Below are 11,498 nucleotides of genomic sequence, written 5' to 3'. Positions count from 1 at the left end.
AATGTTATTTAAAAAGAAAAAAAAAGATTATTCAAAAGAATCCGTTTTTAGATTCTGTTGTAGAACAGATAAGTTGTTCTTGAATTTCTATGAGTTTTTAATTAATTCTGAAAAAATTGTAGAAAGCGTAATTGGAGAAAACGAGTATTTTGATGATTTTAAAAAAAACATCAAAAATGAAATAAAAAATGGTCTTATAATCAGTTTTAAAGGTGGAGAAACACTCCACCTTTCAATAAATAAGCATAAAAATGCTGACCTTTTTTGTTCGTCATTTTACTTTTTTTATCAAGAAAAAGAATTAATTGATTCTTTTGAGAAGTTTGTTTTGGAATCCAGTAATTTATATTATGCGGTTTTAACGAACTATTATGATGTGAAATGGCAAAATGAAGAGTCTATTGCAAATTATAAAGTAAATAATAAGTCTACGAAAGGATTAAGTTATACTGAAGATTTATGGGGGGAGAAATGCATTGATATATCAAAAAATTCCGGCAGAAGTGTATTTGAAGATGGCATTTCTTATATAGCTGGGTATTGTTCTTGGTTTAGTAGTGATTTTAAGATTAATTTAGCTCAAAAATCAAATGCGGATTTTGCCTTTTCTGTAACAGAATTAAAGAACAATCTCTTGCGAGTTCAGCTATTTGAAGAATTTTTGCCTAAGAATTTTTCGTTGATAAGAGATAAACAACGTTTATTGTTAAATCAATTACTAGATTTTGAAGAAAAAAATATTGAATAATAAGCTTTTAATTTATGCTTTAGCTGTATTAATTTTTCTATTACTTTATTTTGGATTAGGGAATTTCATGCAAGGAGTTCTTTTTGAAAAAATTGAATATTTTACTGGTTATCTCTTTTCAATTTCCCCAGATGACGCAAGTATGTCAAAGTAATGGCTACCATGAGAATCTTTCTCGTGGCGGGTATGAGTAAGCAATAGCAATAAATATAAAAGCTGCCTTGCATTAAATTGTGAGGTAGTTTTTTTGTGTTTTAGGAGTAAGCTAATCTAGCTTTAGCATCGGGTCTGTGGATTATTAATCCCCAGATAGTGGGAGTATGTCAAAGTAACAGCTACCGCGAGAATCCTTTCTCGTGGCGGTAATGAGTAAGCAAAAGAGTACTATATAACTGTCTTGTCCTAAAATTATTTTAGAAATTACTGTGTTAGGCGGTATAAAATTAGAAGGATTAGACAGGATGCACGTAACGGTAAACAACTTGGATCTATGTAGTTTAAAAGTACCTGTTTAGGTACTTTTTGTATATTTGTATTATGGAAACAGTAAATTATACAGAATTTCGTTCAAATCTAAAACATTGGTTCGATAAAGTAATCAATGATGTAAGTGATATTATTATCAAGCGTAAAAACGGAAAAGACCTCGTTTTAATATCATTAGATGAATACAATTCACTAAAAGAAACAACCTATTTGCTAACAGGGAAAAACAGAGATGTTTTATTAAACTCTATCAAAGAACTGGAAGCAGGAAATGGTATAGAAAAAGATTTAATTGAATAGATGAAGTTAACGTGGTCTATTTCTTCTTGGGAAGATTATTTGTATTGGCAGAAAGTCGATAAGAAAATAGTAAAACGGATTAACGAACTCATTAAAAGTTGTATGCGAACACCTTTTGAAGGCATTGGAAAACCCGAAGTTTTAAAAGGTGATTTACAAGGGTATTGGTCAAGACGAATAACATCAGAACATCGATTGGTTTACAAATATGAAAATGACCAATTACTAATTGCAGCTTGTCGTTATCATTATGGGAAGTAAAATCCTTACAACATAAAATCCAGTATTCTCGTTCCTCAAATATTGCTGTATTTATGCTGTTCCCGCCGTAGAAAGCCAGCTATGTTTTTATAGTTGTAAACGACATTTTTTAGCAATTTGCTTCGCAATATTAAAACAAGTACTATAAAATAGTCTTCCTGCACTGAAACTAGTTACTACTGACTTTATGTACTATGAATTCGTTAATAGTGTACTTCGTAACTCCAGAAAACAGTAGCGGATTATTAATCCACACTATGTACACTGGTAATTTCATAGCCTTTAAAATAAACAACTGTTATCCCATGTACGTCTTCAATGGATGACCAAAAGGATATCAGCCATTCTTCCTTATCCCTGTTAAGAATACCCACATCATTAATACCAATGTCGAAATCGGCAGCTGTCATGGTAAAATCCTTAAAGTTTTGTATTACCTGATTTTTGAGTTCCTTATTTAATATCAAAGGATTTTCTTTTTTAGCATCTTCAAAAAGTAAATTGCATAAGGCAATTTCATAATCAGATTTAGTCTCGTAGAAATAGTCCGTGTTCTTATCAGCTATTGCTTGTAATATGTCTTTTTGGTATTGACTTTTGATAAGAGACATAACCGCTTTTTTTCTTTTCGGGTTTTTATAATCCTCAATGTGTTCCAGTAGCTCATTTAATGTATCTCTAAAGTCACAAACATACCCTACCTCTCTTTTTTCATCCAATGCAGATTGAGACTTTTGGATTTTTTTTCCGATCTCTTTCCTGTAATAATCATAACTATGTAGTTGTTTTTCATCAGTTTCCTGTTTTTTTTCTTTTTCATTGACTTGCAATGCTATTTTATAAAACTGTAGCGCCTGATCAAAATCACACACATAAAAATAATCATCCGCAATTCTCTCTGCTATATAGCTTTTTTTCTCACATTCGAACTTTTTCTTCCAGATTTCTACAGAAAGGTGGTGAGGGATTTCGCTACAAAGGAGCGATAAGAAATTTTCATCTTTTTCATTTTTTATAGCGGTATACGCATGTCTGGTTTTGAGGTAACACTTTTGATAATTTTCTACGTTTTCTTCATAACTATTGTATAAGGTTTCTCTTTCTTTTCTGGTGAGGGTCATATAATCATTGATCGAAGTCGACTCATGTATGATAGCATCATTAATATATATCTTTGTTTCTCCCCACCATTCCGGAACTTCAAAATCATGTATGGAATCACATACCTGCAAGCTGATGTTTTCTTTTTTGATTTTTTTAGGAGAGTTACAAAAAGTAAAAGTCCAAAACAGTAACGTTATAAAAGATAGTTTTCGTAATAGCATGACTGGTGTTTGGTTTCGTTGATGTTGTTTTTATGCGTTATTCAGCAACATACACTTAGAACTTGTTTACACTTTTTTTATTTGCTAAAAAAATACTGTTTTTTCTTCTGTAGTGTTGTTCTGTAGCTCAAAAAAGCTTTTAACATCACTAGTATCATCCAATTTTTGTTTAACGTCAAAAAGCATAGACGAGTTCTTTCTATAAAGCCGCAGTAATTGTACAAAAACTAATTGATATTACCTAAAATGGAAGAGATTCCTTTGTTTTTTGGGTACTATTTATAAAAAGGAGCTTAGAAAGAAGATACCGCAGTAAAGTGCACGTATAAATTTTCAGGGTATACAATAAAGGAATGCTTTTCGGTAACGGCTTCAGGAGATATGGATAGGGAAAAGTCAAAATGTTTGCAAAGCATGGAAATCATAGTGGTCATTTCTGCCATTGCCAGATGCATTCCCGGGCAAAAACGAGGACCTCCCCCAAACCCCTTGACAATATCAGGATGGTGTTTGCGATGCATAGGGCATTGATCCGCTCCCCAACGTTCTGGAATAAATTGAGTTGCCTTGTCAAAATATTCATCTTGTCGCTGCGGATATCGATTTAATAAAATCAACCGGGTATCTTTCGGGATATGAAGTCCCAGAACAGTACAGTCTTCATTCGCTTGTACAATTTGTTGTGTAGTCGTAGGATGCAAGCGGATTGCTTCTTGTACAACTGAATTGGCATATGATAATTGCTGATGCTGTTCATAAGAAACAGGGGTGGCGGTTTTCGGATAGCAATCAAAAGCTTCTTTGCGGACTTTTTTGATCATTTCCGGATGCTGAGACAGATAATAAATAATCCAGGATAAAGAACTGGAGGTAGAATCCTCTCCGGCGAGCAACATGGTAAAAATGTTACCATATACTTCAGTATCACTGAAATCTCCTTCGTTGTTTTCCGCTAAGAGAGCTTCCAGGAAATTAGTAGGTTGTTGATGTCGTTCAGGGTGATTGGCTAAGGTAGCTTTAGCATGCTTTATAAATGAATAAATGGTTTTTTCAATGGCATGCAATGATTGTTGTAGCTGCTTGTCTTTTTTTCGTTTATAAAAACGCCAGATTGGGATAGGTGCCACTGTACGTTCATTAACCATCGCAAATATCTGTTCGAGATGTTGTTGGAATATAGCATCTTTCTCATTGATAGCATCAAGCTCATATCCAAAAGCAATAGCGGTTGTTACATCAATAGTAAATAGCATAAACTCTCTTTGGATATCAATCTGTTTGCCTGCGGTAGCATATGTTTTGAATTTATGAAGAAGGGTTTCACATTTTTGAAGTACAGTAGGATAATACGCTTTTACTTTTTTAGTACTTAATGACTCAGCGGTTAATCTTCGATGACGTTTCCAGTCTTCGCCTTCGGCATTGAATACTCCCTTAATGCCCATTTCCTGGAGTACACTATCTATTTTTGGTAATCGTCTGAATTGCTGGGGACGCAATTTGAGAATGCGGTGATTGAGCTCAGGGATTGCAGATGCTACAAATCTTTTTCCAACCAGGTTAATCGTAAATAATGGACCACATGTAAGGACTGCATCTTCTAAAAACTGATGTTTTGTAGAGGATTTGAATTGTGGATAATGCCCTATTATAAAATGTCCCTTGGGAGAAGGTAAATCAGAAAGGGTAATAGTACGAAGGTCTAAAAGCATAATATATCGGTTTACAGGGAGACAAAAATAAATAATAAGGAATGACTACAATAATTTCTATATAAAGTGTTAAACAATATTAATACACGTTAAAGTAAATCGGGATATAAAAGAGTATGATATTTTAGCACTTATGGAGCGTACTAAACAGAAAATGTTTGTGCATCCAGGAATTAATGGTAGAAAAGGCTGTCGGGTAGGGCGGCCTTTTTTTATGAAAGATAGAGAACGTAACCCTTCGATTAAGAAAGTTTCAAAGTATACGTATTTCCTAAAAAATTATTACTTCTATAATGTCTCGTATGCTTACCTGAAGAAAGGAGTACTAAACAATTCGTTAAAGAATATTAATCATCGTTAAAGTAGCTGGAAGAACAAAGAAAGAAATCTATTTTTGACCCTAAGAATGACAGTGACTCCTATTTGTTAGGTTTATAGATAGAAGTAGTAGTTTATACATATTCAAGACGTGGAGTCATCTGTCAGTTTCCTCATATTAGTACTGAAAAAGAGCTGCGTAAGCAGCTCTTTGTTTTTTCTAAAGGGTCGTGTACTTCTTTCACATTTTAAGATAACTTTTGTAATTCCGAAGCAGGAGAAATAAAGGACTCCGGTTATCTTTGAGAATTCCCATAACAATATATAGTTTTTTGAAAAAACAAGGAAGAAATGCTGTATACTGAAATGATTTGCAGTGTTTTACAAATGGTCGATGACTAGTCGTTTTTTTAAATAATTAAATGTAGTGAGGTTTCCGAGATATTATAAAATAACACAGATGAAAAACATATATCTAATTATGATGGCAGGGATGCTGTGTAGCTCCTGTTTTATGAATGAAAGCACATCCAATAATCGTCATTCCGAGAAGGAAGACTTAGTAACAGCAGAAAAAAAGAAAGTACAACAAATAAAAGTGGCTGATTTACCGGTTCATATCGACAGTACCCAGTATTTGATACATCCTGTAGGAGTATATGAGATAGAAGAAAAACGAAGCAAGACACGAATGGGATCGTATTCAGGTTATGGGGCGCAAAACTTCAAGGTCTCTACACAAGTAGGAGATGAAATTTCGGGAAATATGAACTCGATTACATTTCAGCATATAGAAACAGGAGTAGCACATGAGTTGACCAATAAGGATGTACGTATTATTTCGGCTACTTTTTTGCGGGATATTTTTAATACAACTAAAAAACAACTGTTGGTATATCAGGTGATCGATGCTGATACAAATAAAGATGGGGTTAAAAATTATCTCGATCAGAAATCCTTATATATCGGTGCGATGGGAGGTGGTGGATTTACCAAATTGACACAGCAGGGACATGAGTTGATTGACTGGAAAGTAATTGCAGCGACCAATAAATTGTTTTTTCGAAGTGTTAAGGATATAAATAAAAATGGAGTATTGGAAAAAGAAGATGTGGTTTCACATCATGTCATAGACTTAGAAAAAGAAACGTTGACACCGGTTTATTATCAGCTTTAATTCCAAAAAAATATTTTTCTTTTACGAATAGGTTTTTATAGAATAGAAAGGTTAGTGTAGGAAAAATAGGGGAAGATGTCTTTTGTCATAAGAAGGATGTAACTGATCGTGTTTTTTGATATTATTTTTTTGTAAAAAGTGGAGTTGTGTAAGTTAAAGTTACTATTTTGTATAGACTTATGCCGATGATGCTTTGAAGCTACTGAAACAGAAAAGAATATTTTTCTTTTTCATCTAAGATAAAAAGAGAGCTGCGAGAATCGCAATTTCTATTTTTATTGGTTAGATAGAAGGGAAAAGAGAAGTTTTAATTCAGTACTTTGAATTATTATTTGGTATGGGATCCTTAGACTTTTAAAACCAACTAAATAATGACACGATTTGAATTTAATATTCTCCCGCATCGACACAAATGCGATATTGTTTTTTCATCAGGGAAGTTTATACATGCTATTAATACGGAAGATGTCAAAACTGCGGTGTATTCCGTAGCTCTTTTTTTTGTAGAAGTTATTTATGATGAAGAGGGGAAAGAAGTAGTCGGCTTTCATAGTTTTGAAGATGGATTTTTACTATATCGTTATGCCAGAAGTATTAGCGCAGCATTAAAAGATAAGTAAATTACCTCATCGCAGGGATATAAAGTATTTACAGAAAGTGATTTTTAATTTCGAGACTGGTCTTGAAAAGAATACTTTATGTGAATGTTTTGTAAGCTTGTACCGAGGTCGCTAACTAGCAATGTACTATGCTGATATATCTAAAAAAGGAAAGCCGGTCAATTTTGACCGGCTTTCTAAGATTAAATAAAGAAGGGGGTTACTTTATTTAATACCTATTTTCTTCGTCGCAGACCACTTGTCTCCCTGAACTTTGATAAAGTAAATTCCAGAAGATAATGAAGGGAAATCTCCGGAATCGATATCGATCGTATTCATTCCTTTTGAAATTCTGTTAGAAACTACTTTTCCAATGCGTTCCCCATTAAAACTATAAATCATAATATCAATTGTTTCTTCTTGTGGAGATGATAGCTCAACAAAAACATGTTCTGATGCTTCAATAATTGTCGGGTACACTTTTAGCGTATTTTCTGCAGCAATTGCAATTGTACAGTCTTCTACATAGACAGTAATTTCGTCAGCTCCAGTACAGTCATTACACCCATCTACGGTTACTCGATAAGTAGTTGTTTCCGTAGGAGAAACGACAATGCTTCTGGTGATTTCACCTGTCGACCACAAGTAGGTAACCTTATCGGTATTAGATTGCTGGGCGCTTCTTACGTTTATTACAGGTTCTACACAATCTCCCAGATTAAAATTAAAATCTCCAAAAGATTCTGCATCTCCTTCTATAGAGAACCATCCGGATCCTCCATTAGTTCCAGGAGTTGCTTCAAAATTATTAGCATCTATACCTAACTGGAAAGCAGGACCTCTTCGGCTGATGGTATAACTTAGATCACCTCCAATTTGCGTAATGGTTCCGGTAAGCTCCGTGTAATACACCCATTTGGAAGAGTCTTCTTCCTGGTGACAATCGTTTCCTTTAGGACTATCAACAGGAGGAGTTGCGGTAAGGCCGGAAAAAGTAGCGTTTACCACAAAGGTGGTGTTTGATACATTGTATTCAAAAACTCTACCCTGTACAGTAGCAGTTCCATCTGCATTTTCTTTCCAGGTCATATCTATATTTCTGAACCATCTTCTGATTCCATTATCATTTATGAATACGACGAAGTTATGTGGTCCTCTACAGTAATCGGTATCCAGTAGCTTGTATTCATCACATATCTCACAGTCTCCATCTGCTTCAGCAGTAGCAGTTAATACAATCTCATCTCCTAAACAGATGGTTTGATCTTCTCCTGCATCTACAGATAATTCATCTACAGTAACAGTAACACTGTCTTCCGCGGTACAGTCATTATTGTTTACAGTCACGGTATAAGTCGTAGTTTCCTGTGGACTTACTTCGATACTCGCTGTTGTTTCTCCGGTAGACCATAGGAAGTCCCCCGATCCGGTAGCAGTAAGCGTCACACTCTCTCCTAAACAAATCATTTCATCATCCCCTGCGGCTACTTGTACATCATGAACGATAATTGTTACTTCTTTAATAACTTCGCAATTTCCTTCTGTAGCAGTAACCGAATAGGTAGTAGTTTCTTGCGGGCTTACTTCGATACTATTCGTAGTTTCTCCTGTCGACCATAGGAAATCTCCGGATCCAATGGCAATCAAAGTTGTACTTTCTCCAAGACAGATACTTTCTGCAGGAGTTACTTCTATATCTACCGTTGGATTATGTACAGTAACAGTTACTTCATCAGTAGCTTTACACCCATTTTTGGTCGTGGTTACGGTATAAGTCGTAGTTTCTTGTGGACTCACTTCGATACTCGCTGTTGTTTCTTCAGTAGACCATAGGAAATCTCCCGATCCGGTAGCAGTAAGTGTTACACTTTCTCCTAAACAGATCGTTTCATCATCTCCCGCAGTTACCTGTACATCGTGAACAGTGATGGTTATTTCTTTGATAACTTCACAAGTTCCTTCTTTGGCAATAACTGAATAGGTGGTGGTTTCTTGCGGGCTTACTTCGATACTATTCGTAGTTTCTCCTGTCGACCATAGGAAATCTCCCGATCCAATGGCAATCAAAGTTGTACTTTCTCCAAGACAGATACTTTCTGCTGGAGTTACTTCTATATCCACCGTTGGATTATGTACAGTAACAGTTACTTCGTCAGTCGCTTTACATCCATTTTTTGTAGTGGTTACAGTATAGGTAGTAGTTTCCTGTGGACTTACTTCGATACTCGCTGTTGTTTCTCCGGTAGACCATAAGAAATCTCCTGATCCGGTAGCAGTAAGTGTGATATTTTCTCCTTTACAGATACTTTGATCAGCACCAGCATCTACTGTTACGGTATTTACTATAACGATTACCTCATCTGTAGCAGTACAATTATCATTTGATGTTGTTACGGTATAGGTTGTGGTTTCCTGTGGGCTTACTTCGATACTGGCTGTCGTTTCTCCTGTAGACCATAAGTAATCTCCTGTTCCGGTAGCGATTAATGTTACTGTTTCTCCAAGACAAATTGTTTGATCTGCTCCGGCATCGATACTGGCGGTATTGACCGTAACGATAACTTCATCTATAGCAGTACATCCATTTTCAGTAACCGTAACCGAATAGGTAGTGGTTTCTTGTGGACTCACTTCAATACTTTGTGTGGTTTCTCCGGTTGACCATTTATAATTACCCCCACCAGCAGCGGTTAATGTAGCAGTTTCTCCCAGACAAATTGCCTGATCAGCACCTGCTTCTGCGGTCACATCAGTTAATGTTATTTTCACTTCGTCTGTAGCTTCGCAACCTTCACAGTCTTTTACAGTAACACTGTAGTTCCCTGCCTCTGTAACGGTAATGCTTTGCGTGGTTTCTCCTGTAGACCATTCATAAGAGATACCTCCGGTATTTGCAGTATCAGTGATATCCATCAGGTCACCAAACCATTCGGTACATTCACCAAAAGATCCTCCTGTCCACGCACCCATTCCGAATTGATTACTGTCGAGAGATGCTCCGTCTGCCAAAATGTAGTGATTACCTCCTCGAGTTAATACGGTATACACAGTGTCATTTACTGTTATTGTACCAGAGAATGTTCTGTAGAATGTTCTGGCACTTCCTAACCCATTTTTATAGCATTGGGCATTCCAGGTGTTTCCTCCATGTGTTTTGTTTGTCAAAGTGATATTTACAATTCCTACCTCTCCATTTCGGGATACAGTACCTGTAATAGTTGCAGTATTGTCTTCATATTCAGTAAGAATTAAATCATTTCCAGCTTTCCAGATAAGATGAGCCCCTCTACACCCGGCACCTCTCTGAAAGATAACTCCGTTACCAGGAGTGGGGAAACAACCTCCAGAGGTGTCTGCATCGGTAATTTTATACACTTTAGAGATAGTGTTACATTCAGAAGCTCCATTTACTTGTGCGGTTAAGGTAACTTCTTCTCCAGGACAGAAAGATTGATCCTCCCCAATATCTACTGTAAGATTTTTTACAGTTACAGTTACTTCATCGGTAGCCTGACAGTTTCCATCAGTAGCTGTTACGCTATAGGTTGTTGTCTGATCAGGATTTACCTGGATACTTGCGGTCGTTGCTCCGGTAGACCAGCTAAAGTTTCCTGTTCCATTTGCCGTTAGTGTAACGGTTTCTCCTGCGCAAATAGTCTGATCTTCTCCAGCATCTACACTGGCATCTCCCTCACTAATCGTAATGCTATCTGTAGCGACACAATTGTCACAGTCTTTAACGGTTACTGTATATGTTCCAGGATTGGTTACATAAATAGAAGGGGAGGTAGCCCCATTAGACCATTGGTAGGTTGTATTTGTGTAATTATTTCCAGCAACACAATCCATCATGATATGAATATCTCCTACTGTATAAGAGAAATGAGAAGTGCTGAACCAAAAAGAACTTCCGACTTTATTGATGTCTCTATCATTGGTGTTTGCTCCCTTACCTAATTGAAGAGGACCTCCTCTTCTAGAAAATGTAAATGACATGGGGAACCACCAGCCTCGTTCTCTGACAGAACCTTTAAAACCTGTATAGAATTCCCAGCTTTCTACGTTGTGAACTCCTCCTGTACAAACATTTCCATATGGATTATGGGAGTATTGCGTGGTTTTTCCCCAGAACTCAGCATCTAAATCATAGGTTTTTCCACCTTCTTTGATTGTTCCTTTGAGAGTTGCTCTACCATTTCCGGTTTCTTTCCAAACCAGATGGTCATTGGTAAATACCTTTTCTCCACCAAAGCGGGAAGATAGTACCATTACTAGTCCTCTTCCTTTTTTACAATCATTGGTGTTTCGAACTCTGTACTCTGTACAGTCTCTACAGGTAGATTGTCCGGTAACAACAGGGGTAATTCTGTATCCATCTCCTTCACAGAGATCAATATCACTCCCTGCATTTACTTGCAGGTTACATCCATAAGAGGTGGTAGTGGTTGTTTTAGTTGGGTCGATGTCTGTGAAACTTGACCCCCAAATAAAAATGTGTACGAGCACACAATATAGAAATGGGGTGTTTCTAAAAGTAGTTTTTTTCATAATGCTTAGTTAGATTTGTTGATT

The 11,498-nt window shown here is 36.1% G+C and carries 8 protein-coding genes; 5 read left to right on the top strand and 3 right to left on the bottom strand.

The window, feature by feature from the left end:
- Window position 1 precedes the first annotated feature (1 nt).
- The 3 genes from ACFSTE_RS12135 (at window position 2) to ACFSTE_RS12125 (ending at window position 1,795) form a co-directional block, all read left to right on the top strand.
- Window positions 2–748, top strand: a complete 747-nt coding sequence (locus ACFSTE_RS12135; RefSeq protein ID WP_378257122.1) for a hypothetical protein — start codon at window positions 2–4, stop codon at window positions 746–748.
- Window positions 749–1,285: 537 nt separating this feature from the next.
- The gene (locus ACFSTE_RS12130; protein ID WP_176028724.1) at window positions 1,286–1,534 is read left to right on the top strand and encodes a type II toxin-antitoxin system Phd/YefM family antitoxin; all 249 of its coding nucleotides are present in this window, start codon (window positions 1,286–1,288) and stop codon (window positions 1,532–1,534) included.
- Window positions 1,535–1,795: a Txe/YoeB family addiction module toxin gene (locus ACFSTE_RS12125; protein ID WP_176028725.1), complete on the top strand. Its 261-nt coding sequence runs from the start codon at window positions 1,535–1,537 to the stop codon at window positions 1,793–1,795.
- A gap of 245 nt (window positions 1,796–2,040) precedes the next feature.
- Here ACFSTE_RS12125 and ACFSTE_RS12120 read toward each other — a convergent pair whose 3' ends face one another.
- Together ACFSTE_RS12120 and ACFSTE_RS12115 are read right to left on the bottom strand one after the other, a co-directional pair.
- Window positions 2,041–3,120 (bottom strand): hypothetical protein, encoded by a 1,080-nt coding sequence (locus ACFSTE_RS12120; protein ID WP_378257119.1) that lies wholly within the window; start codon window positions 3,118–3,120, stop codon window positions 2,041–2,043.
- Window positions 3,121–3,413: 293 nt separating this feature from the next.
- Window positions 3,414–4,832: a cytochrome P450 gene (locus ACFSTE_RS12115; RefSeq protein WP_176028727.1), complete on the bottom strand. Its 1,419-nt coding sequence runs from the start codon at window positions 4,830–4,832 to the stop codon at window positions 3,414–3,416.
- 778 nt (window positions 4,833–5,610) lie between these two features.
- Here ACFSTE_RS12115 and ACFSTE_RS12110 point away from each other — a divergent pair.
- Window positions 5,611–6,327 (top strand): hypothetical protein, encoded by a 717-nt coding sequence (locus ACFSTE_RS12110; RefSeq protein ID WP_378257115.1) that lies wholly within the window; start codon window positions 5,611–5,613, stop codon window positions 6,325–6,327.
- A 371-nt stretch (window positions 6,328–6,698) separates the two neighbouring features.
- The gene (locus tag ACFSTE_RS12105) at window positions 6,699–6,947 is read left to right on the top strand and encodes a hypothetical protein (protein ID WP_176028729.1); all 249 of its coding nucleotides are present in this window, start codon (window positions 6,699–6,701) and stop codon (window positions 6,945–6,947) included.
- A 204-nt stretch (window positions 6,948–7,151) separates the two neighbouring features.
- Here the strand turns inward: ACFSTE_RS12105 and ACFSTE_RS12100 are convergent, their stop codons facing one another.
- Window positions 7,152–11,474, bottom strand: coding sequence for a T9SS type A sorting domain-containing protein (locus ACFSTE_RS12100; protein ID WP_378257113.1), 4,323 nt, complete (start codon window positions 11,472–11,474; stop codon window positions 7,152–7,154).
- Window positions 11,475–11,498: the final 24 nt, after the last annotated feature.

Source organism: Aquimarina hainanensis, assembly GCF_042684685.1.
Taxonomy (GTDB): domain Bacteria; phylum Bacteroidota; class Bacteroidia; order Flavobacteriales; family Flavobacteriaceae; genus Aquimarina; species Aquimarina hainanensis.
This window is presented reverse-complemented; position numbering and strand designations above follow the sequence as displayed.

Excerpts from the sequence above, each read along its gene's own strand:
- ACFSTE_RS12135 (WP_378257122.1), top strand. The coding sequence starts at position 2 with ATGTTATTTAAAAAGAAAAAAAAAGATTATTCAAAAGAATCCGTTTTT.
- ACFSTE_RS12130 (WP_176028724.1), top strand. The coding sequence starts at position 1,286 with ATGGAAACAGTAAATTATACAGAATTTCGTTCAAATCTAAAACATTGG.
- ACFSTE_RS12125 (WP_176028725.1), top strand. The coding sequence starts at position 1,535 with ATGAAGTTAACGTGGTCTATTTCTTCTTGGGAAGATTATTTGTATTGG.
- ACFSTE_RS12120 (WP_378257119.1), bottom strand. The coding sequence starts at position 3,120 with ATGCTATTACGAAAACTATCTTTTATAACGTTACTGTTTTGGACTTTT.
- ACFSTE_RS12115 (WP_176028727.1), bottom strand. The coding sequence starts at position 4,832 with ATGCTTTTAGACCTTCGTACTATTACCCTTTCTGATTTACCTTCTCCC.
- ACFSTE_RS12110 (WP_378257115.1), top strand. The coding sequence starts at position 5,611 with ATGAAAAACATATATCTAATTATGATGGCAGGGATGCTGTGTAGCTCC.
- ACFSTE_RS12105 (WP_176028729.1), top strand. The coding sequence starts at position 6,699 with ATGACACGATTTGAATTTAATATTCTCCCGCATCGACACAAATGCGAT.
- ACFSTE_RS12100 (WP_378257113.1), bottom strand. The coding sequence starts at position 11,474 with ATGAAAAAAACTACTTTTAGAAACACCCCATTTCTATATTGTGTGCTC.